The 20,353-nt window shown below is 47.4% G+C and carries 22 protein-coding genes and 1 pseudogene; 8 read left to right on the forward strand and 15 right to left on the reverse strand.

What is annotated here, in order from left to right; translation table 11 throughout:
- Positions 1 to 2: 2 nt before the first annotated feature.
- Both ACKWMY_RS14870 and ACKWMY_RS14875 read left to right on the forward strand, forming a co-directional pair.
- Positions 3 to 803 carry a molecular chaperone gene (locus ACKWMY_RS14870; protein ID WP_409486513.1) on the forward strand — a complete coding sequence of 267 codons (801 nt, stop codon included), beginning with the start codon at positions 3 to 5 and terminating at the stop codon, positions 801 to 803.
- Between the two features lie 158 nt (positions 804 to 961).
- A complete protein-coding gene (locus ACKWMY_RS14875) occupies positions 962 to 1,171 on the forward strand; it encodes a glycogen synthesis protein (protein WP_409486514.1) in 210 nt (69 codons plus the stop codon).
- A 124-nt stretch (positions 1,172 to 1,295) separates the two neighbouring features.
- Here the strand turns inward: ACKWMY_RS14875 and ACKWMY_RS14880 are convergent.
- A pseudogene (locus ACKWMY_RS14880) lies at positions 1,296 to 1,479 on the reverse strand (PTS fructose transporter subunit IIB); the annotation flags it as partial.
- 25 nt (positions 1,480 to 1,504) lie between these two features.
- Complete coding sequence (locus ACKWMY_RS14885; RefSeq protein WP_024529231.1) at positions 1,505 to 2,146, reverse strand: NADPH-dependent F420 reductase; 642 nt, start codon at positions 2,144 to 2,146, stop codon at positions 1,505 to 1,507.
- A gap of 99 nt (positions 2,147 to 2,245) precedes the next feature.
- Here ACKWMY_RS14885 and ACKWMY_RS14890 point away from each other — a divergent pair, with 99 nt between their 5' ends.
- A complete protein-coding gene (locus ACKWMY_RS14890; RefSeq protein WP_409486564.1) occupies positions 2,246 to 3,133 on the forward strand; it encodes a LysR substrate-binding domain-containing protein in 888 nt (295 codons plus the stop codon).
- Positions 3,134 to 3,149: 16 nt separating this feature from the next.
- Here ACKWMY_RS14890 and ACKWMY_RS14895 read toward each other — a convergent pair whose 3' ends face one another.
- Positions 3,150 to 3,689, reverse strand: coding sequence for a DUF2058 domain-containing protein (locus ACKWMY_RS14895; RefSeq protein WP_024529229.1), 540 nt, complete (start codon positions 3,687 to 3,689; stop codon positions 3,150 to 3,152).
- A gap of 501 nt (positions 3,690 to 4,190) precedes the next feature.
- Here ACKWMY_RS14895 and ACKWMY_RS14900 point away from each other — a divergent pair.
- Positions 4,191 to 4,670: an Hcp family type VI secretion system effector gene (locus tag ACKWMY_RS14900; RefSeq protein ID WP_074030361.1), complete on the forward strand. Its 480-nt coding sequence runs from the start codon at positions 4,191 to 4,193 to the stop codon at positions 4,668 to 4,670.
- Positions 4,671 to 4,690: 20 nt separating this feature from the next.
- On the opposite strand, the gene ACKWMY_RS14905 is transcribed toward ACKWMY_RS14900, so the two are convergent.
- Positions 4,691 to 5,122, reverse strand: a complete 432-nt coding sequence (locus ACKWMY_RS14905) for a putative T6SS immunity periplasmic lipoprotein (protein ID WP_409486515.1) — start codon at positions 5,120 to 5,122, stop codon at positions 4,691 to 4,693.
- 18 nt (positions 5,123 to 5,140) lie between these two features.
- Complete coding sequence (locus ACKWMY_RS14910) at positions 5,141 to 5,668, reverse strand: type IV secretion protein Rhs (protein WP_409486516.1); 528 nt, start codon at positions 5,666 to 5,668, stop codon at positions 5,141 to 5,143.
- A 531-nt stretch (positions 5,669 to 6,199) separates the two neighbouring features.
- On the opposite strand from ACKWMY_RS14910, the gene hsdR reads away from it, so the two are divergent.
- From hsdR to ACKWMY_RS14930, 4 genes are all read left to right on the forward strand, one after another.
- Positions 6,200 to 8,635 carry an EcoAI/FtnUII family type I restriction enzme subunit R gene (hsdR, locus tag ACKWMY_RS14915; protein WP_409486517.1) on the forward strand — a complete coding sequence of 812 codons (2,436 nt, stop codon included), beginning with the start codon at positions 6,200 to 6,202 and terminating at the stop codon, positions 8,633 to 8,635.
- A gap of 74 nt (positions 8,636 to 8,709) precedes the next feature.
- On the forward strand, positions 8,710 to 10,182 hold the full coding sequence (locus tag ACKWMY_RS14920) for an N-6 DNA methylase (protein ID WP_409486518.1): 1,473 nt from the start codon (positions 8,710 to 8,712) through the stop codon (positions 10,180 to 10,182).
- Positions 10,182 to 11,819 (forward strand): restriction endonuclease subunit S, encoded by a 1,638-nt coding sequence (locus ACKWMY_RS14925; protein WP_409486519.1) that lies wholly within the window; start codon positions 10,182 to 10,184, stop codon positions 11,817 to 11,819. The genes ACKWMY_RS14920 and ACKWMY_RS14925 overlap by 1 nt, the downstream gene beginning before the upstream one ends.
- A gap of 10 nt (positions 11,820 to 11,829) precedes the next feature.
- Positions 11,830 to 12,933 carry a nuclease gene (locus tag ACKWMY_RS14930; protein ID WP_409486520.1) on the forward strand — a complete coding sequence of 368 codons (1,104 nt, stop codon included), beginning with the start codon at positions 11,830 to 11,832 and terminating at the stop codon, positions 12,931 to 12,933.
- Between the two features lie 350 nt (positions 12,934 to 13,283).
- Here the strand turns inward: ACKWMY_RS14930 and ACKWMY_RS14935 are convergent, their stop codons facing one another.
- The 10 genes from ACKWMY_RS14935 to ACKWMY_RS14980 form a co-directional block, all read right to left on the reverse strand.
- The gene (locus ACKWMY_RS14935) at positions 13,284 to 14,138 is read right to left on the reverse strand and encodes a DUF4942 domain-containing protein (protein WP_409486521.1); all 855 of its coding nucleotides are present in this window, start codon (positions 14,136 to 14,138) and stop codon (positions 13,284 to 13,286) included.
- A 77-nt stretch (positions 14,139 to 14,215) separates the two neighbouring features.
- Positions 14,216 to 14,587, reverse strand: coding sequence for a type IV toxin-antitoxin system YeeU family antitoxin (locus tag ACKWMY_RS14940; RefSeq protein WP_409486522.1), 372 nt, complete (start codon positions 14,585 to 14,587; stop codon positions 14,216 to 14,218).
- Between the two features lie 78 nt (positions 14,588 to 14,665).
- Positions 14,666 to 15,001 carry a TA system toxin CbtA family protein gene (locus tag ACKWMY_RS14945; RefSeq protein ID WP_409486523.1) on the reverse strand — a complete coding sequence of 112 codons (336 nt, stop codon included), beginning with the start codon at positions 14,999 to 15,001 and terminating at the stop codon, positions 14,666 to 14,668.
- 12 nt (positions 15,002 to 15,013) lie between these two features.
- Positions 15,014 to 15,496 (reverse strand): hypothetical protein, encoded by a 483-nt coding sequence (locus tag ACKWMY_RS14950; protein ID WP_409486524.1) that lies wholly within the window; start codon positions 15,494 to 15,496, stop codon positions 15,014 to 15,016.
- Between the two features lie 60 nt (positions 15,497 to 15,556).
- Positions 15,557 to 15,874, reverse strand: a complete 318-nt coding sequence (locus tag ACKWMY_RS14955) for a DUF5983 family protein (protein WP_409486525.1) — start codon at positions 15,872 to 15,874, stop codon at positions 15,557 to 15,559.
- Positions 15,874 to 16,251 (reverse strand): hypothetical protein, encoded by a 378-nt coding sequence (locus ACKWMY_RS14960; protein ID WP_409486526.1) that lies wholly within the window; start codon positions 16,249 to 16,251, stop codon positions 15,874 to 15,876. The genes ACKWMY_RS14955 and ACKWMY_RS14960 overlap by 1 nt, the downstream gene beginning before the upstream one ends.
- Before the next feature lie 48 nt (positions 16,252 to 16,299).
- On the reverse strand, positions 16,300 to 16,788 hold the full coding sequence (gene radC, locus ACKWMY_RS14965) for a RadC family protein (protein ID WP_409486527.1): 489 nt from the start codon (positions 16,786 to 16,788) through the stop codon (positions 16,300 to 16,302).
- Positions 16,789 to 16,801: 13 nt separating this feature from the next.
- Positions 16,802 to 17,248, reverse strand: a complete 447-nt coding sequence (locus ACKWMY_RS14970; protein WP_409486528.1) for an antirestriction protein — start codon at positions 17,246 to 17,248, stop codon at positions 16,802 to 16,804.
- Positions 17,249 to 17,876: 628 nt separating this feature from the next.
- Positions 17,877 to 18,698 (reverse strand): DUF932 domain-containing protein, encoded by an 822-nt coding sequence (locus ACKWMY_RS14975; RefSeq protein ID WP_409486529.1) that lies wholly within the window; start codon positions 18,696 to 18,698, stop codon positions 17,877 to 17,879.
- 206 nt (positions 18,699 to 18,904) lie between these two features.
- The gene (locus tag ACKWMY_RS14980) at positions 18,905 to 20,065 is read right to left on the reverse strand and encodes a hypothetical protein (RefSeq protein WP_409486530.1); all 1,161 of its coding nucleotides are present in this window, start codon (positions 20,063 to 20,065) and stop codon (positions 18,905 to 18,907) included.
- Positions 20,066 to 20,353 lie beyond the last annotated feature (288 nt).

A 20,353-nucleotide genomic window follows, 5' to 3' on the forward strand; every position in this document is an offset into this window, starting at 1 on the left:
AAATGGCAGCTATGTATGGTTTCACGCCACAATATCGCAGGCTTGGCCGTTGGCTATTGATTACGGTGATGGCCCTATTTATCCCACTGAGCCACGCCGAGATATACCTGGGAGCCACGCGCCTGATTGTCAACGGCAAGGATAAGGAAGCGACGCTGCGCGTGACCAACGAGGGTCGCTCTGCGGTGTTGCTGCAAGTCTGGGTGGACAATGGTGATAGTGAGGCGGAACCGGAGAAAATCGCCACGCCGTTTACCGTAGCGCCGCCAATCTTGCGCCTGGACGGGAAGCGGGCACAGCGTCTGAGAGTGTTGTTTACCGGGGCAGAACACACGCTGCCGAGCGATCGTGAGTCGGTGTTTTGGCTTAACGTGTTGGAGATCCCGCCGAAAGTGGCCAGCAATACGGCCAGCCAGATGCAGATGGCGTTCAGAACCCGGATCAAATTATTCTACCGGCCACGGGCATTGCAGACGATGAACACGACTAACCTTCAGGAGCAACTGCGCTTTAGCCTGGCAAAACAGGGCGGCAACCCAGTGTTGGTGGTCAGCAACCCCACGCCTTTTCATCAGACATTACTTGAAATGATGGTGGGCCGCGATAAGCAGCAGGCAGTCGCTACCTTGGTGCCGGAAAACGGTATGGTAAGCCCAAAAGGGCAGGCTGATTTTGCGTTAACGGCGGCTAAAGGCCCGGTGAGTGCTGGCATGAAGGTGTTTTACTCGGTGCTTGACGATTTTGGCTCTGTGGTGACGGCAGAGCAAGTCTTGCAAGCTGCGCAGTCGCCCTTGCCGCGCTAGGTATTTCTGCGATCCTTGCTCGTTTTTTAATCACACAGCACGTATGGCGTATATTTTTTAGCTTTTGCGAGTATTCTTAGAGGTGCAGCACATTTAACGAGCGATTGTCATCCTGCTTGTGGCACGTCAACTTTACTGTAAACGTTGAGGAGGAGAGCATGGAAACTTTGGAAAAGTGCTATGTCTATGCCAAGAACACCAGCAACATGGATTTTCTCGCTTCTACGGTGGCATTCTTGGAGTTTCAGGGACGTGAAGTCGATGCTAACGGCGTGGCGGGTAATATGTCGCGTGAACAGAGCGACAGCTTCTTCGAACGGCTCAATCATTACCGTTCTATCTATAAAAAGCAGACCCAGACCGTTTGAATCCACCCTAAGGCCCCGTTTTCGGGGCTTTTTCATGAATGCCCTGCCTAAATTCTGCTTTCCTTATATGCCTTTTTTAATTGCCATAAATCCACCTTATTCCTGTGCCGGTGCGGTTTTTTTATTACTGCCCCGAGCGAACCATTTCTTCTATTTCACGCAGGGGGCCATCGGTATATTTAATGGCATCCTGAAGCGAAATTTCATATACATCACGGCGTTCGAAACGCTCGTTATTCTCTGGGGTGATGGCGTGAATGATGACGGCCACCTCGGCAAATATCCTGAGCGGTGAGGCAGTTCATCACTGCCTGGTTACAGGTGGGAAGTTGCCTATGCAATTACCTGTTCTCGCGTCAGGTCCGCCAGAGATTTTTTCAATTGTGACTGATTGAACCATTCACAGTAGAGCGGCGAGCCGCGCTGAAAACGCCAGCCTTCTTTCAGGACGCCCGCATCAACCACGTCGAAACCAAACTGGTCGATCAAATCGCTAACCCGTTTTTTGGCATCTTCATTATCCCCAGCGATGGGCAGGGCGCGGCGCCGTTCATCCCCTTGTGGGCGGCCATCTTTATCCAGATCGATGACGCGTATGGAGTTAAACGCCTTCACAACGTGAGATGCATAAAGGTGACGTGCGAGCAATTCGCTGGTGGTGGTGAGTTGTTGATCCAGTTCGACGAAATTACCGTCGCGTTCGGGATAATAGTTATTGGTATCGATTACGATTTTGCCGCGTAACGCCTCCGCAGGTACTGTCGCATAGTGTTTGAACGTGATCGCAATGACGACGATATCACCAAATTCTACGGCTTGTTGCACCGTTCCCGTTTCACACGCGAGAGCGACTTTCAGGCTGTATAAAGTGTCCGGCCCGCGTGAATTACTGAGCATAACCTGATGCCCTTTAGCCAACGCATGTTCTGCGAGCGAACGTGCGATAAAGCCTGCGCCGATGATGCCAATTTTCATGGTGTGAACTCCTTGATTAAGTTCGGCTACTGTAATTCATCATTTTTATGTGATAAATAGAGGTAAGGTTGCGATACTCGAAACTAAAAGTAGGGAATGATGGATCGGCTTAAGTGCATGTTGGTGTTTGTGAAGGTTACGGACTGCGGTTCTTTTGCTGCCGCGAGCGAGGTGCTGAATTTGTCACCGCAGATGGTGGGTAAACAGATCAGCATGCTGGAGGAACATTTGGGGACCCGTTTGTTAAACCGTACGACCCGGCGGCAAAACCTCACGGAAGTCGGGCGTATTTTTTATGAGCGTTGCAAAATTGTGCTTGCCGAGGCGGATGCCGCTGAGTCTGTTGCCCAGGATATGACCGCAATGCCGCGCGGAATGTTACGGGTTAATGCGCCTGTCACATTTGGGGCATACAGCCTGCCACCTTTGGTGAATGACTACATGCGTCGTTACCCAGACGTTCAAGTTGAATTGACGTTGAGCGATCGCTTTGTGGATCTTGTCGATGAAGGGTTTGAGGCGGTTATCCGCATTGGACCGTTGGCAGATTCGGCACTGATTGCTCGTAAACTCAAACCTTATCAACTAATTGCCTGCGCATCCCCTAGGTATCTGGCCGAATATGGTACTCCAGCTCAACCTGAAGATCTGCTCGATCACGAATGCCTCGGATATACTTACTGGTCCCGTCCTTCAGAGAAAGAATGGATTTTCACCAAAGGGGGGAAGCAGTACGCCGCCAAGGTGAACAGCCGTTTGCAGTCAAATAATGCTACGGCGCTGCTGTCTGCAGCGCTTAGCGGCGGTGGGATTATTTTGGGAGCAGAAGTGGTGCTCAGAAGCTACATTGCCTCCGGCCTGTTGACGCAGATCCTGGCTGATTATCAGGCACCTTCGCGCGAAATGCATTTGCTGTATTCGCCGAACCGTTATCCGACGCAGAAACTGCGCTGCTTTATTGATGCTGTGATGGCGGAGTATGGCTAACGTCAGGCAATAGTACTTACCACATCAGATCGTCAGGCACGACAAAATCGGCATACGGATCGTCTTCATCTTTAGCTTCTTTGCTCAGTTCGGCATTTAATACAATACTGCTCGCATCACGCTGCGCAATTTTATCGGCCACGATCGCGGGGATAATCGCGTATTCGCCATCAGGATTTTTATCGGTAATCAGCCGAGCAATGGCAAGGCGGCCACTAATCAATTGAGATTGGGTTGTTTTATCCACATATATTTTTTTAATTAAATTGTTATCTGTGAAGTTATAACCAATATCGCCATTTGCAATAACGATCCGATTCATTTCAATGAGCTGCTTAACCTGAGCTTTATATTCTTTGGCCAAGGCGGCCTGCTTTTGCTGCTCATTCAGCTGTTTATCACGTTCAACCTGCGCTTTTTTGTTTTCTTCCACGGCCTCTCTTGCCTCACGAGCCTGAACCCGCGATTTTTTCGCCGTTCTTTCCACTTTCGCCAGTTTTTTACTGTTGACCAATCCAGCTTTAAGCAGCTGCTCTTGTAATGTTAGCTTTGCCATGTTCGTTTCCGAAACCGATTAAATAATGCCTTGGATTATACCCTTAACGTACGAGGTTGTGCTAGATTGTGGTTTTTATTATGTAACATATTGATAATATTTAATTTAATGATTCCTGTGGCAGTTAGTGATGCGCCTATCCTCATCCTCTCCCAAAAAGAGGGGGGCATGACGTGCTACAAATTGGATCCACTATCTGACCGCTGCTCTGGGCTCGCTCCCTCTCCCCTAAGCAAGTGTTTATGAGATTCTTGGTGTGTGTTGTGGGAGATGGATGGGGTGAGGGGAGTTTTCTTGCTTTTTACCCCGTAGGAAAAGATGCATATCCTTTTAATGCTATTAATTACAGCATGTTGGCCAGTAAGATATTCAATATGGGCTGACTTAAAGGGATTTCTGCCTGTTTTACCTCCAGCAAGTCACACCATTGAATTTCTTTGTCCCCCGACATAAGTCAGCTACAATGGATCTGATTTCTCAAGCGATAAAAAGGAGCTTTTCGTGGCTAATGAAATTTACGCAAAGATAATCGGTGAAAAACAAGGGCTTATATCTGCTGGTTGCTCAACCTATGATTCTATTGGTAACAGATACCAATCCGCGCACAAAGATGAGGTTTTTGTTGTTTCATTTGATCATGAAATAATGCGGCAACAAAATGTCAAACACCACCCATTAAACTTTGTGAAATTAATTGATAAATCCTCACCTTTAATTGGTAATGCGGTAACAAACAATGAAAAGATGACTTTATTGTTTGATTTTTATAGGACATCTTCTGCAGGAGTTCAAGAGAAGTTCTATACTGTAGAGATAAGAGGTGCCACAGTAATGAGGCATAGCGTAAAGTCCCCCAATATTTTTGACAACCCTGAGAAACATCCTGAAGAGATGATATCACTTTCTTATGAGAGCATTACATGGAAACATCATACGGCAGGGACTTCAGGCTACAGCATCTGGACTGAAAACGTTTATTAAAAACCGCAGTTCAAGGTGGGTCATCCCCACCTTGATAATTCTTTAAGATGCTTTTTATTTTCCGCATCCAGCGATATTATTATACTAGTTGCATAAGCCTGCTTTTTGAAAGGATCATTATCTATTTTTTTATCAGGATTTAAAGTGTATATAGTCACATGATAAACAACATCCATTTCAAATTTATACCCAAGTGTTGGTATGCAGTCATTCTCTTTTACACTAATATAATTATTGCTACCTTGTGTAAAGTTGTTAGATGTAGCCATCCCTCCAGCCTTTTCAATGCTGATAGAGTACACCTTATTGCTCTCACCCCTCCCTGGCGTGGTAAAACAAACTTCCCCGCCAACAAGAAATGCTTTAGCTGGTGATGGTGGCACAATGGGTTTTTCCAATACACAACCAGAAAGAGACAACATAAGACATAAAACAATCACTTTATTACTCATGCGATACCCTCCAATAATTTAATAGTCAGGGAACTTATGCAAAATTTTTCTGTAGTAAGATGCAATATCATCATGAAAGACACCATTATAATTCCTATTTCTAAGTGATTTCCACTCACCAACTCCATAGGTAGAAAGATAATAGTAATCTGCTATTATTGATGCCTGTTGTTCCATTGAGTAATCACTTAGCACCTTCTTCCCGTCAAAATTATAATGATAGTCTACTGCCCAACTCATACTACCTCTTAGTTTGACCCACATACCATTCTGGTACTGCCAAACGTGAGCCATCTCATGAATAAAAAGGTGTTTAAGTACAAGTTCTTCAGTGGAGTAATCAGTTGAGTATAATTCACGCCTGAAATATAACTCACCATTTGGAGTCATTGCCGTGTATTTATCTTGAAGAGAGAATGGCAGGTAACTACCGCAATGGATCCATACCTTTGATAAGTTGATGGAGTCACCAAAAACAGATCTTATCAAAGACATTTCCCCAATCGTCAGTTGCCTTAAAGTTCCCTCTTTGTATTCATTCCCCATATAAAACTTGGCTCCTATTATTCTGAAAATAAATATGATCCAACATAGAGAATGACCTTGTTTGTACTGGAAATCAAGCATTGTCCACGGAGAGTTTACAATGTCGTTGTATACTCAGGGTCTTCAAGGACTGGCTTTCTTTCGTGCACGTTATACAGTTGCAGTTTTTACCGGTCCGGATAATCTTCACATACAGGGTATTATCCTGCATGCTACGCACAAATCCGGCCTTCATATCCCCCTTACAGTTACTGCCATCGAAGGAAGCGTTAATACCGGTCTGATTGCGTAGGCCGATACCCCTGAAGCTCAAATCTTCCCTGGCCGGATCCGGCCAGTCCTTAATTTGGCAAGCTTATGATCGTCGCTGACGTCGGTCAGCGAGCAGGCAGAGGAGTTGATAAATAGCGGAATTTGTTCTGGCGAATAATGTTTTTGCCATTAGCTAGCCAAAACCTCGTTTCAGGTCATTACCTGACTCACTAATATGTGTAAAATCAGGGGTAACCCTATACTGTTGAGAGCGATGCTATGGCTGGCGTGAACAAAACCACTCTGACTGAAACGGACATCATCACAAAATTCATTCTGCCTGCGATTAAAGACGCAGGTTGGAACGTGATGACGCAGATACGCCAGGAGGTAAAACTCCGTGACGGCAAAGTGGTGGTGCGCGGCAAACTGGCGGCACGCCTCACGGTGAAATCCGCCGATATTGTCCTGTATCACAAGCCGGGGTTACCACTGGCTGTAATAGAGGCAAAAGCCAATAAGCATGAGATTGGCAAAGGCATGCAGCAAGGGCTGGATTACGCCCGTTTGCTTGATGTGCCGTTTGTTTTTGCCTCCAACGGCGATGGATTTATCTTTCACGATAAAACCAACCCTGTTCAGTTTGAATCTGAAATCACGCTGGATGACTTCCCTACTCCTGAGCAGTTGTGGAATAAATACTGCGTCTGGAAAGGTTTTACCGCCGAACAGATGCCCGTCATCAGCCAGGATTACTACGACGACAACTCGGGAAAATCCCCGCGTTATTACCAGTTGCAGGCAATCAACAAAACCATAGAGGCAGTTTCTGCCGGGCAAAAGCGCGTGTTGCTGGTGATGGCGACCGGAACCGGGAAAACCTACACCGCTTTCCAGATAATCTGGCGTTTATGGAAAGCGAAAAATAAGAAACGCATTCTGTTTTTGGCTGACCGTAATATCTTGGTTGATCAAACCAAAACGAACGATTTCCAACCCTTTGGCGGCGCGATGACAAAAATCACCGGGCGCACCATCGACCCGGCCTACGAAATCCAGCTGGCGCTTTACCAGGCTATCACCGGACCAGAAGAGCACCAGAAAGCGTTTAAACAAGTCGCGCCAGATTTTTTTGACCTGATTGTTATCGACGAATGTCACCGTGGTAGTGCATCGGAAGACAGTGCCTGGCGTGAAATCCTCGAATACTTCAGTAGCGCTACGCAGATAGGCCTCACCGCTACGCCGAAAGAAACCGAAGAAGTCTCCAGCACTGATTACTTTGGTGAACCGGTCTATACCTATTCCCTGAAAGAAGGCATTGAAGATGGTTTCCTCGCACCATACAAGGTGGTGCGTGTGGATATCGACGTGGATTTGCAAGGCTGGCGGCCAACCAAAGGGCAGTTGGATAAACACGGTGAACTGATCGAAGACCGTATTTATAACCAGAAAGATTTCGACCGTACTATGGTAATTGATGAACGCACCCTGTTAGTGGCGCAAACCATCACCGATTATTTAAAACGCACCAACCCGATGGATAAAACTATCGTCTTTTGTAACGACATTGACCATGCCGACCGAATGCGCCGGGCGCTGGTAAACCTGAACCCGGAACAGGTTAAGAAGAATGAAAAGTATGTGATGAAAATCACCGGTGATGACGATATCGGCAAAGCGCAACTGGATAACTTCATCAACCCGAAAAAACCTTATCCGGTGATTGCCACCACTTCTGAACTGATGAGCACCGGTGTAGATGCTCAAACCTGCAAGCTGGTGGTACTGGATCAAAACATTCAGTCGATGACCAAGTTTAAGCAAATCATCGGTCGTGGAACGCGCATCAACGAAAAACACGGCAAGCTGTGGTTCACCATTCTCGACTTCAAAAAAGCCACCGAACTGTTTGCCGATGAACGCTTTGATGGCGTGCCGGAAAAAGTGATCCGCACTACCCCAGAAGAGATCACCGATCCGGACTCGGATTTTGACGAGCAGCTAGCAGACGAAACACCAGAGAACGAATCACCGGATTTGGTGACCGGGGCGAATGAGACACCCGCGACCTATGACCCGACGTCTGGTGAGGGAACTGGGGCCTTTGAAGAAGACGACGAAAACAAGATCCGCAAATTCCATGTTAACGGCGTTGCGGTAAAAGTACTGGCGAAGCGTGTGCAGTATTATGATGCCGACGGCAAGCTGGTCACGGAATCCTTCCAGGACTACACCCGCAAAACGCTTCTGAAAGATAAAGCGTATACATCGCTTGATGACTTCACCCGTAAGTGGCACTCTGCCGCCCGTAAACAGGTGATCATTGAAGAGCTGCAACAACTGGGCATTCTTTGGGACGTGTTAGCCGAAGAGGTGGGTAAAGATCTCGACCCGTTCGATTTGCTGTGCCACGTGGTTTACGGCCAGCCGCCGCTAACCCGCAAAGAACGTGCCGACAACGTGCGCAAGCGCAACTACTTCACCAAATATTCCGAGCCAGCGCAGAACGTGTTAAACAAGCTGCTGGATAAATACGCCGACGAAGGCGTGCAGGAAATCGAGGATATCCAGGTGCTGAAGTTGAAGCCGTTCGACACGCTGGGCCGCCCGCTGGAGATTATCAAAAGCAGCTTTGGTAACAAGCAGGCTTACGAAGACGCAATTAACGAACTGGAAAACGAGATCTACCAGTTGCCGCCACGCTTTGCCTGATAACCTAAACCATATTCTGCCACCTGGTGCTTACGGCTCCCGGTGGCATCCTTTTTTAGAAACGGAAAGAAAACATGTCGATTAGCTCAGTCATTAAATCCCTGCAGGACATCATGCGCAAAGACGCCGGTGTGGACGGCGATGCCCAGCGCTTAGGCCAGCTCTCCTGGCTACTGTTCCTGAAGATTTTTGACACCCAGGAAGAAGAGTTGGAGTTGGAGCAAGGTGACTACCAGTTACCGATCCCAAAACGTTACCTCTGGCGCACCTGGGCGGCGAACAGTGAAGGCATTACGGGTGATGAACTGCTGGAGTTCGTGAATGACGATCTCTTCCCAACGCTGAAAAGCATGATTGCGCCGATCGATAAAAACCCACGGGGTTTTGTGGTGAAGCAAGCGTTTAGCGATGCCTATAACTACATGAAAAACGGTACGCTGCTGCGCCAGGTGATCAACAAACTCAACGAAATCGACTTCAGCAGCAGTTCAGAGCGCCACCTGTTTGGCGACATCTACGAGCAAATCCTGCGTGATCTCCAAAGCGCTGGGAATGCGGGTGAGTTCTACACCCCACGTGCAGTTACGCGTTTTATGGTCAACCGTATCGATCCTAAACTGGGCGAGTCGATTATGGACCCGGCCTGCGGTACGGGCGGTTTCCTGGCCTGCTCATTCGACCATGTCAAAGAGCATTACGTTAACACCACCGAAGACCATAAAACGCTGCAAAAGCAAATCCACGGCGTGGAGAAAAAACAGCTTCCGCATCTGCTGTGTACCACCAATATGTTGCTGCACGGCATTGAAGTACCGGTTCAAATCCGCCACGACAACACGCTCAACAAACCGCTTTCCTCCTGGGATGAGCAGCTTGATGTGATCATCACCAATCCGCCGTTTGGCGGCACCGAAGAAGACGGTATAGAGAAAAACTTCCCGGCAGAGATGCAGACCCGTGAGACCGCCGATCTGTTCCTGCAACTGATCATCGAAGTGCTGGCCGATAAAGGTCGTGCGGCGGTGGTGTTGCCAGACGGCACGCTGTTTGGCGAAGGCGTAAAAACCAAAATCAAAAAGCTGCTCACCGAAGAGTGCAACCTGCATACTATCGTGCGTTTACCTAATGGAGTGTTTAACCCTTACACCGGTATCAAAACTAATATCCTGTTCTTCACCAAAGGCCAGCCAACCAAAGAGATCTGGTTCTATGAACATCCGTACCCAGATGGCGTGAAGAACTATAGCAAAACCAAACCGATGAAGTTTGAAGAGTTCCAGACCGAGATCGACTGGTGGGGTAGTGAAGTCGACGGTTTTGCCAGCCGTGAAGAGAACAACCAGGCGTGGAAAGTGGGCATTGACGACATCATTGCCCGTAACTTCAACCTCGATATCAAAAACCCGTACCAGGGTGAAACCATCAGCTACGATCCGGATGAACTGTTGGCACTGTATCAGACGCAACAGGCTGAAATAAGCGAATTGCGCAACCAGCTGCGCGATATCCTCGGGGCCGCGCTGGCAGGCAACAAGGGGGCGAATTGATGACTGTTGAGAAACTCATCACCGACCATATTGATATCTGGTCCTCAGCGTTGCCAACCCGCTCCACCGCCGGGCGTGGCAGTAACGGCAAAATCGACCTCTATGGCATTAAGAAACTGCGCGAGCTGATTCTGGAACTGGCGGTGCGCGGCAAATTGGTGCCGCAGGATCCGAATGATGAACCGGCGTCTGAGTTGTTAAAGCGTATTGCCGCAGAGAAAGCGGAGCTGGTGAAGCAAGGGAAAATTAAAAAGCAGAAGCCGTTGCCGGAAATTAGCGAGGATGAGAAGCCGTTTGAGCTGCCGGGCGGGTGGGAGTGGACGACGCTAAAAAATATATGTGTGCTTGAAAATGGTGATCGGAGTAAAAACTATCCTAATAAATCAACACTTGTTGAGTTTGGGGTGCCATTTGTTAATGCAGGGCATTTGGTCAATGGGGAAATAGATAGAAGTGAAATGACCTTTATCAAGGAAGAACATTTCAACTCCTTACGATCGGGGAAATTTCATCATGGTGATATATTGTTTTGCTTAAGAGGATCTTTAGGTAAATCCGCTCTGGTAGAGAATTTATCTGGTGCAATTGCGTCATCTTTAGTAATTATTAGAGTGTTTCCATTAGTAGACGGCGAATATGTAAACCTTTACTTTAACACTCCCCTGTCCTATCGATATATTAAGAGATATGATAATGGAACGGCACAACCAAATCTTGCTGCAACTGATTTAGAACGTTTTCTTGTACCAATACCTTCTTTTTTTGAACAGAAGCGAATTATCGCTAAAATAAACGAACTAATGTCCCTCTGCGACCAACTGGAACAGCAGTCCCTGACCAGTCTGGGTGCACATCAGCAACTGGTGGAAACCCTGCTGGCAACGTTGACCGACAGCCAAAATGCCGAAGAACTCACCGCAAACTGGGCGCGAATCAGCCAGTATTTCGACACACTGTTTACCACTGAAGCGAGTATCGATGCACTTCAGCAAACGATTCTGCAACTGGCTGTAATGGGATTATTGATCGAAAGTGCTGAGTTTAGCCAATTAGATCATTTGAAAAAACATCTGTCGTTTGGGCCTAAGAATGGTCTATCTCCTAGTGAAGTAAAATATGAGACGGATATTAAAGTTTTAAAGTTAGGAGCGACATCCTATGGTTATTTGAAACTTCAGGAAACTAAATATGTTGATATTGATGTAAGTGATAAATTGCATTTATTCCTGAAGAAAAATGACATTCTAATTCAACGCGGAAACTCATCTAATTTTGTAGGTTGTAGTTTGTTGATTGAAGAAGATTTTGATAATTTAATTTATCCTGATTTAATGATGAAAATTAAAACAAAAGATGAGCTACTACCTGAATATGCGACGTTGTGGTTATCCTCTCCATTTGCCAGAAATTACATGTGGTCAAAAATGACAGGAACGTCAGGAACAATGCCTAAAATAAGCAAGAAAGTAGTTGAAGACGTACCTATAGCTGTTCCTCCTTTGGCAGTTCAGCATCAACTGGTGATTAAAATTAAAGAGCTATTTTTGCTTTGTGGATCTCTTAAATCCCGCCTCCAATCCGCCCAACAAAACCAGCTCCACCTGGCGGATGCGCTCACCGATGCAGTATTAAACTAAGGAACAGACGATGCCGGTTCATCATGCTATCTGGCGGGTAGGGGAGAACCCTCAACCGCTAACCATCAGCAAACTCGCCAGCGAACAACTGCTGGAGAAGATGATTTTAAACGACCCTACTATCCTCTCTGACCAGTGGATGATCATCGGCCATCAGGAAAATACGCTCGACAAAGGGCGTATCGATCTGCTGGCGATTGCGCCGGATGCCTCTCTGATCCTGATTGAGCTTAAACGCGACCGCACGCCGCGTGAAGTCGTTGCCCAGGCGCTGGATTACGCCTCCTGGGTGGATGATTTAAGTGCCGAGCGTCTGTCGCAGATTTACGATAGATTCTCCGGTGGTGGAAACTTGGGTGACGCATTCAGACAACGCTTTAACGCTGAACTGGAAGATGATGCCATCAACAAGTCACATCAAATCATTATTGTCGCAGCGGAACTGGATCCGTCCACCGAACGCATCGTCGACTATCTGAGCAAAAATGGTATCTCGATTAACGTGCTGTTCTTCAAAGTGTTCCAGCACGGTGACGAGCAGTTCTTAAGTCGCGCCTGGCTTATCGATCCTAGCGAAACGCAAACCAATGCCGCACAAGCCACCGCAGGGACAAGCGCCAATGCTAAGGAACCCTGGAACGGTGAGTTTTATGTCTCGTTTGGTGATCCGCAAAGTCGAGTCTGGGAAGAAGCGCGTCGCTACGGGTTTATCAGTGCTGGTGGAGGAAGCTGGTACAGCCAGACCTTAAAACAGCTCCAGCCGGGTGACCGAATTTGGGCAAAAATCCCAGCAACGGGTTACGTCGGCGTTGGGATTGTGCAGAGCGCCGTTGAGCCTGCCAGTAGCTTCACCATCAATACTGACGACGGCGAAAAGCGGGCGATGGATGTGCTTAAGTACAGCGATCTCTATCACCGGAATGCGGATGACCCCGACAAGTCCGAGTATTTTGTCCCCGTGAAATGGCTTGAAACTCGAGCAGAACATGAAGCAGTGAATGAGGTAGGTTTTTTCGGTAACCAAAACACGGTATGTAAACCCACTGCACCGAAATGGCGTCATACGATCGAGAAGTTGAAGCGTTATTTCCGCAATTGGGATGTGGAGATGTAAAAGCTAGCTCGCTCGTGGCGATAGCCTTAGCGAGTGAAGTAATTTATCGAGGCACGTAACGGATTGTCGCATCGATGAGTAGGCAGTAAGTTTGTCTTTTGATTTTACTGTGACTGGATTTTGTTCGCGTGGGGGAGATTCGGTTCGTATCAACATGGTCCCCCCTGCAGACTTCGAATATGATGGTGTTATCCATTGTTAATGTTGATTATTTTAAAATTCAATGATTTCGAGAGCCCCCAATTGAGCCCCCATAATGTTTTCCATCAGCAAGAAGGACTGATAAAGCGACGGTTAGGGAAGGGGAAACCCAATCGTACCATGGTCCAAGCTAACTTGGAGGATTTTACCTAAGAATGCGCAAGCATTCCTGGATAGTGCTTCGCGATAATCTCATTCATCTTATCCACCAACGCCGGTTTCTTGAATGTCAGATGTGCTGATCCCTTCATGAAATATTTGATTGAAAAGTAATCATCTTCATACACCTCCGCTCTTTGTCGATGGGCGCTGATATGCTCATACAACCGAGCGGTAACATCCTGCCGATTATCCGGTATGGCTTTCCCCTCCAACAGGTACAACATCCGTTCCAAATCGGCCAGTTGGTCACGCCGATAACTGTGGTTCAGTGTATACCCCCATTGGTTGTAACTCACCAAACTGTTGACGATAATTTTTTTGCCAAATTTACAAGGATGATTCGACTTGTAATCCCACGAGAGCGACTTAAATACGTTTATCACCCCTCGCTCAAACACCTCACCCTTATCGTGGTGCAACCGCTCGAATGTGCTGTAAATGCTATCTGTACTAATGGCGGGCACGTCTTTGCTCTCCAAATTTCGATACCATTGATCACGCGCTTGAGCATCCATGATCGACAACATTCCTGACTTTTTCATCAGATCTCGCCATATGTCGCGATCAAGATTGCGGGTGATCACAGGCATGACCGTTTCCTCTTTCTCCATCAGCCAGCAACCGCAGCGAAAGTCTTGTTTCATTGCCCAATCTCTGGCGAGCCCTCCACCGATGCTTTTGGTGAGGGCCGAGATATCTTCAAGCTGGTGGATGAGGGCTTTAATCTGTTCCAGCGCGACATTACGCCCGGTGACGATACGTTCAATGCTGGTAGAGCAAATCACTTCAGTGTGACCGGTTAAAACTTCAGGTTCAATCACGGTATTCAATGTAGTTGGCATCGCTGAATTCCTTAGAAAAAAATGCCCGCGTCATCGCAGGCCGGGTTAAAGGTGGGGTGTGAGTGAGTGCTCGCGGCTTACGCTGGGTTGAACGGTGTCGTTTGATAAACAGCGATATAGGCATGCCCAAAACTGCCTAACGTATCCGCTTCACAGGTAAAACCGGCATGCTGGACGGTGACGCAATGCTGGCGGCGAGGGTTGAGTTCACCAGACCGCAACCGGGCCTCCAACTGCTCAATCAGTACAGGGAAAGCGATATCCAGCGCCTTGAGGGAATCAGGGGAGAACGTACCGACAAAACCGGCACGGTCGGCCAGAAAATGCAGGTGATTACCCTGTTGCACCAGTCTGGCACCTAATCTTGGTGTGATAGCACACCGTAAACCCCAGATCGGGGTAATGTCGTTGTTGGCGTTCAGGTCTGTCTGGTTATCGGTGTCTTTCATTGTCGAATTTCCTTAAAAAGCACAACGCCAGCGACAAGGCTGGCGTATTATTGGATCACAGAGGTTAATGGGGGATAATCAAGCAAGGCGTCGAATGACCGGGCTGCGCAGCCCCAGCGCACTGCGGGCGCGTAACATATCTCCACCGTTCAAGGTTGGGTCCTGTGCCATCATGCTGAAACCTGTGCGATCAATGCGTACCAGGTCAAACTTTTCCACCAGTTCATTGACGGTTTCCCGTACAGTAATGCCATGCTCAATCTGCTGGGCAATGGCCTGATCCTCGTGGTAGGGAGTGTCATTGAGCTCCAGGCCGTAACAGTGATTCAGCAGCCAAGTGAGCAACTGTTGGTATTCGGCCAAGGCCTGACGGGCATTGGCGGTAATCGGTGTGGCGGTGTTGATTGTCGTCATGGTGAATTAACCTCAGTAAAGGGGAGAAACCGGTAACTGACAATGGTGGGTGAGCCAATGTGCTACCTTTCGCCACTGCTTCACGGGGACGTCAGATTCAATCGTCCAGGTATTTGGGCACTGCGTATTGGCCAGCAACAGCGTAGCCATCACCAGCCACTGGTAGGGATAACCTCGCGTATCACAACGGATCAGGGCATAAGGTGTTTGGCGCCGATAGAGGATGAACGGATCTCCTGCCTGATGGGTAATCCGCTCACCGTTAAAACCGATCATGCCCAATCCCATCAGGTTGTTGTCGAACTGGTATCGTCGATTGCCAGTGTGTTCACAGATAACCGGCGCGGTGTCTAAATCCAGCGTATCGGGTTGCCAATTCAGTTTCAGAGACGCGGTGGTGATCGCCTGGCATAAGGCTTGCCAGTCCTGCGATGTCACGTTGCTGTGTTGCAGAAAATGGAATACGCCAGGTACGGGTGATGCGCTCGTGTTCATGAGATAATCCTTGTAAAATAGAGGGATAGTGCGAAGGTGGAACGCTGAGTGTGGGTAGTATTACCAATCGAACGTGGCAAAATCGGGCAAGATCTCACCCAGGGCATCAATATGCAGATAGCTTAGGTGATGGCGTTTCATCAGCGTAGTAACCAGGCAGCGGCAGGCTTTGGAGAGCCCCAGCCGTTTAAGCCGCAATACCGGGTGGCTCCATGCCTCCAGCCTGAGCAGATAGCCGGTACCCGAAAAGTGCAGCCACTCGCCGTCGCCGAAGTCGTCCTGGCAATGCGAGATCTGATAGAGCCGTTGATTGTCGTCTTCGGTGATATGCGCCGTACTGCATTGCAGACCGAAGCGCAAAAGCGGCGTTGCTACCATTATGGGGTCGCCTCCTTTATTACATCCGGTCGTGGATAACGGCGTTGATGGTGTGCCAATACCTTTTCACGCCATTCCGGGCAGATCTCCGGGGCCATCGACAAATAGCGTTTTGGGCAGGAAAAGTAGTAAGGATGTACTGACTCATCCATCGCCTTGTAGCCCCAACTGCCACCAGAGCCCTGCATCAGTGTGCAACGAATGACAGTGTAGGAGGTTTTGCAGGGGTCCCTCGGTGTGCTCTGAACAACCGACCACAGGACATTGCCCCGTAGTGCATGCGCCAGCGTAATGTGTTGATAGTGTTCTGTGTCATCGGTTTGGATCAGTGCCGCGATCAGTTCACGGCGAGAGCGGTGTGAAAATAGCCAACCCATAGAGAATACTTCCTGAAAATGAGGTATGTGAAATGGAGGAAGTCGCTATCAGCAAGGCAACCAACCGCGCTCAGCCAGCGAGAGAGGCTCACCGTCGCCAATGATCAGGTGATCCAATACACGGATACCTACTAAGTCCAGCGCACTCACCAAACGGTCCGTCAGCACACGATCAGCGTCGCTGGGTGTGGGATCTCCGGCAGGATGATTGTGAGCCAGTGCCACCGCAGCGGCCTGGTGGTGTAATGCCCGGATCACCACTTCGCGGGGATAGATGATAGTGGCATTGAAGGTGCCTACGGAGAGTGTTTCACTGGCGATCAGCCGGTGACGATTGTCTAAAAACAGCACCATAAAGCATTCACGGCTTTGGGGTTGCAGGTGGAGTTTTAGCCAGGTTTTGACCGCTTCCGGCGCGTTGAACGTATAAGGACGGTGTTTAAGCTGGGTTTCGAGTATCGCCAGTGCCTGGCTGACAATCTGCTGCTGGCTGGCGGTGAATGTCGGTGGGGGTGTCAGCAGTTGGGTGTGTTGCATGGAATACCTCATCTCAGTCAATCAGGGCGAAAATGGCACGGCTGTCTGGATGGTGCAGTGCGAACTCCCTGAGGCGGTAGAAATGCTCTGTCATCGCCTCACTTTCGGTGCGGCAGGCGTGATGACTGTAGGCCATCAAGCAGGCAGTCATACCCGCAGCCTCGGCACTCATCTCGGCACCGTTACCATTCATACTGTTAAACAGTGACCACCGCTCATCGCCTTCTGGAGCCATAAAGGCCCCACCGTTGCTTAGCGTATAAAAATCCCACTGCCCACCGTGGTAATCGGCACACAGGCGATCCAGCCAGTTGAAGACACGGGTCTCCAGCAGGAACCATTGCGGTATGTTGCCGAAGTGCTGCTGCCAGAAACGGGGGCGTTGATGGTCTGCCACCACAGTAGCGGTCAGCGTGCTTTCCAAAGGGAGGGCAGTAGGCGCGGTAGAATATGTATTCATTGAAAATATCCTTATTGATGAGATAAATAGCAAAACAGGCCCCACCGGAAAACCGGGGAGCCTGTGCGTTGTGGTAGGTAATAAAATAATGTATTGATTTAATAGAGGCTTATTAAGGCGTCGATGGTCATTGACGACCTCTCCTTTGCCTTTTCGAAAGCCGTTATCGTAGTGATAACGGTCAAGGAGTTTCCCCGATGTTGGTGTGACAAAAATGCTGTTGAAGCGTTATCGAAATACCGACAGACAACCCCACCTATCCTATCGGGCTATAAACGGCAAAGATAATGGGTTGTACAGATCAATAATCGGAAACCGATCGTCGAAACCGATCGTTTATCGTTAACTAAAAAGGGGTGACGTTACTGTGCTTGGCTGTTTTGAGGCATGGTAGGGACTATCAGGTGCAATTCAGTGCAGGATTGGGCATAACCATCAGAATCGAAGCAGGTAGGCCAATGACCCTTTACCTCGACTAATCGGCAAAGGTTGCTCTCACCGGGTCGGTAATACAGATGGCTGCACCAGGCGCACAAATCGTCATCGGATATCGAACGACTGTCGGGTGTGTTGTCCAGTGGCAGCGGATACGGGGTAGCCTGCTGTGCGTCAACGGGAATATGCTGCATCAGGCCACGGCCTGCTTGAGTTGCTCCGCCATCACCCACAAGGCTCTATTGAGCTTGATATCGCTGTCAATACCATTAACGGCGCGGGTCTGTGCCCGTTTACCTGTGGCACTGAGACCTGATAATCCTCCTTTACTCAGATTTTCCTGAACCCGTTGAAAGACCGTCCACAAATCATCTTTCTTGTCTTCCCAGCGGCGGGGCATCAGGATTTGGCTTTCGGTCACCGGATGGTGTTCTTCACCATAACGGTAGGTTAGTGCGGCGTGCGCCAATGCGTGTTGATGTTCCGGCGTCAAAGTCAACGCCAGCATGCTTTCACGGCTTTCTTCTATCCGGTCAAATATCCCCAAGACCTCGTAGGCCCCTTCAATGACCTTTTCCACAGCGTTCCCCTGGTGTGGCACACGAATTTCGCCAAAACTTTGGCCGCAGACCAGACCGTTACTGCAAATTTGACGGAACCAGCCTGGTAGCATTTGATAGCTCGAAGAGCCATCGTGGCTATTTAACAGAATGATTTCCTGGACTTCTTTCTGGGTGATTTGCCCTGAACGACGTAGTCGCAGCATGTGCTTGGTATGTTCACGTTTATCCACATCCCGCACACGGGTCTGGCAGGCGAAGAACGGTTCAAAGCCTTCTTCGCGCAACCGGTCCAGCAAGGTGATGGTCGGGATATAAGCGTAGCGGGCACTGCGGGATTGATGTTTGTCATCACCTAATACGCTTGGCACGTACTGGGCTAACTCATCAACGGTTAATGGGCGATCGCGGCGAACTGAATTCACCCGACCAAAACGGGAAGCTAAACGTACCATAGTGAATACTCCTTTGAAGGCTGTCAGGTAAATAGGTTTGGTTACCAAACAGCAGAATAAAGAACGGAAATTGATTCACTCTGATAGTACTTGCTCCAGTTTTTTTACAAGTTGTTAATAATGAATAGGCTAAGTCATTTTCGAAAAAAAACATCGCACCCTCAGTCACAGGAGCTAACACTCAACATCACAATCCAATCAGCATATCAGATATTGAAATTTATTTTTGTGAAAAAATAATATTTCGCCCTTAGCGATGATTTATTTATTTTTATTAAATCCCTATCGCTATGTATTTTCATAAACCCATTTCTATACTTTATTGTGTTTATACTCTTGTGGTTAACCTCGAGACTTTTTTCAATCGATTTTACTTTACTCAAATTTATAACCTTAATTATTTTCTCCATTTCATCTTTCTTTAATTCTTCTGGATTATGATACAGCTCACCTTTTTGAATTTCATCGACCAGCGATTCATTATCATAGCACTCAGTACCATAGTTATATTCCTTCGCTGAATGGATTTCAAACATCACCTTTGCTAGAGGCATAGCTGCATTTCGATATCCTATGAAGTATCCACCAGACCCTATTTTACTTTGAGTGTCAATGTAAATGAGTCGATAATATTTCGTACCCCAATCCTTTGTCGCCACATCACAAAAACGCCTGTAACTTACGTTCATAAAGTCGAGATGGCCAAAATGCGGGTCAGTTCCAATATAATCCGAATGGAACGGAATAAAATAAGCATTTAAATAAACATTAACTATAAATCTATTCTCTTCAAATTTAATATATTCTACTTTGATATCTTCCACTAATGCCAAAGCAATATCAGCAACATTGATGTTACAATTGTCACTATTAACAGGCTGCAACTCAGCCCATATGTCACTCATATTATTTTTTATAATCGCTCTAACTATTAATTCAATATTCTCAATTACTTTCTTGGCTGGCCAAGTATCATTACTCCTTAAAAATGGGCTGTCTATTATTACTATTCCTTTAAGTCTTCTTTGAAAATAACGATTCCCTTCTGAATTTGTAAAGCCTAAAAAGTTACAATTATTTCTTAGAACAGTTTTCAAAATCAATGCACCTTGAAAACGGTCTCCTGACCTTACTAGTGCACTATGCAAATGAACATCATTTCTTACTTCAGGTCTGTTTTCCAACTCTTCATTTATTCTATTGCATACTTTTATTTGATTTCTTTCCACATCATCAACTAAAGATTCCCATAGTATTTCTTCAATCAGTCTAGACTTTGTTTTTTTCAATTCCTTTGCTTTTATCAAGACTGCATCGAGTAGAACCTCGTCTCTAATGTTAACAGTGATTCTGTGCTTACCCGCCATGTTCCTACCTCCCCCTAAATATTTTATTAAATCGCAGTGCTTAATTTTTTAAAAAAAAGTGCAGCACTTATATTTTTAAAAGTGATGCACATAAAAATAAAACTCAAAAAAATGTGCAGCATATCAACTGTAAAATCACATAAAAAAGTGCAGCACCTTATTGCATCACTAAAAAATCAGTATATTACGATAAAAGTAAAAATCAAGCATAAAGGTTGTGTGCAGGTTCTCTATGCAGAGATAAACAGCCATGAACGAGAGAGTGCTGTGGAAAAGTAAAAAATAACT

The organism is Serratia sp. J2 (assembly GCF_046269175.1).
GTDB classification, from domain to species: domain Bacteria; phylum Pseudomonadota; class Gammaproteobacteria; order Enterobacterales; family Enterobacteriaceae; genus Chania; species Chania fonticola_C.

Excerpts from the sequence above, each read along its gene's own strand:
- ACKWMY_RS14870 (WP_409486513.1), top strand. The coding sequence starts at position 3 with ATGGCAGCTATGTATGGTTTCACGCCACAATATCGCAGGCTTGGCCGT.
- ACKWMY_RS14875 (WP_409486514.1), top strand. The coding sequence starts at position 962 with ATGGAAACTTTGGAAAAGTGCTATGTCTATGCCAAGAACACCAGCAAC.
- ACKWMY_RS14885 (WP_024529231.1), bottom strand. The coding sequence starts at position 2,146 with ATGAAAATTGGCATCATCGGCGCAGGCTTTATCGCACGTTCGCTCGCA.
- ACKWMY_RS14890 (WP_409486564.1), top strand. The coding sequence starts at position 2,246 with ATGGATCGGCTTAAGTGCATGTTGGTGTTTGTGAAGGTTACGGACTGC.
- ACKWMY_RS14895 (WP_024529229.1), bottom strand. The coding sequence starts at position 3,689 with ATGGCAAAGCTAACATTACAAGAGCAGCTGCTTAAAGCTGGATTGGTC.
- ACKWMY_RS14905 (WP_409486515.1), bottom strand. The coding sequence starts at position 5,122 with ATGAGTAATAAAGTGATTGTTTTATGTCTTATGTTGTCTCTTTCTGGT.
- ACKWMY_RS14910 (WP_409486516.1), bottom strand. The coding sequence starts at position 5,668 with ATGGGGAATGAATACAAAGAGGGAACTTTAAGGCAACTGACGATTGGG.
- hsdR (WP_409486517.1), top strand. The coding sequence starts at position 6,200 with ATGGCTGGCGTGAACAAAACCACTCTGACTGAAACGGACATCATCACA.
- ACKWMY_RS14920 (WP_409486518.1), top strand. The coding sequence starts at position 8,710 with ATGTCGATTAGCTCAGTCATTAAATCCCTGCAGGACATCATGCGCAAA.
- ACKWMY_RS14925 (WP_409486519.1), top strand. The coding sequence starts at position 10,182 with ATGACTGTTGAGAAACTCATCACCGACCATATTGATATCTGGTCCTCA.
- ACKWMY_RS14930 (WP_409486520.1), top strand. The coding sequence starts at position 11,830 with ATGCCGGTTCATCATGCTATCTGGCGGGTAGGGGAGAACCCTCAACCG.
- ACKWMY_RS14935 (WP_409486521.1), bottom strand. The coding sequence starts at position 14,138 with ATGCCAACTACATTGAATACCGTGATTGAACCTGAAGTTTTAACCGGT.
- ACKWMY_RS14940 (WP_409486522.1), bottom strand. The coding sequence starts at position 14,587 with ATGAAAGACACCGATAACCAGACAGACCTGAACGCCAACAACGACATT.
- ACKWMY_RS14945 (WP_409486523.1), bottom strand. The coding sequence starts at position 15,001 with ATGACGACAATCAACACCGCCACACCGATTACCGCCAATGCCCGTCAG.
- ACKWMY_RS14950 (WP_409486524.1), bottom strand. The coding sequence starts at position 15,496 with ATGAACACGAGCGCATCACCCGTACCTGGCGTATTCCATTTTCTGCAA.
- ACKWMY_RS14955 (WP_409486525.1), bottom strand. The coding sequence starts at position 15,874 with ATGGTAGCAACGCCGCTTTTGCGCTTCGGTCTGCAATGCAGTACGGCG.
- ACKWMY_RS14960 (WP_409486526.1), bottom strand. The coding sequence starts at position 16,251 with ATGGGTTGGCTATTTTCACACCGCTCTCGCCGTGAACTGATCGCGGCA.
- radC (WP_409486527.1), bottom strand. The coding sequence starts at position 16,788 with ATGCAACACACCCAACTGCTGACACCCCCACCGACATTCACCGCCAGC.
- ACKWMY_RS14970 (WP_409486528.1), bottom strand. The coding sequence starts at position 17,248 with ATGAATACATATTCTACCGCGCCTACTGCCCTCCCTTTGGAAAGCACG.
- ACKWMY_RS14975 (WP_409486529.1), bottom strand. The coding sequence starts at position 18,698 with ATGGTACGTTTAGCTTCCCGTTTTGGTCGGGTGAATTCAGTTCGCCGC.
- ACKWMY_RS14980 (WP_409486530.1), bottom strand. The coding sequence starts at position 20,065 with ATGGCGGGTAAGCACAGAATCACTGTTAACATTAGAGACGAGGTTCTA.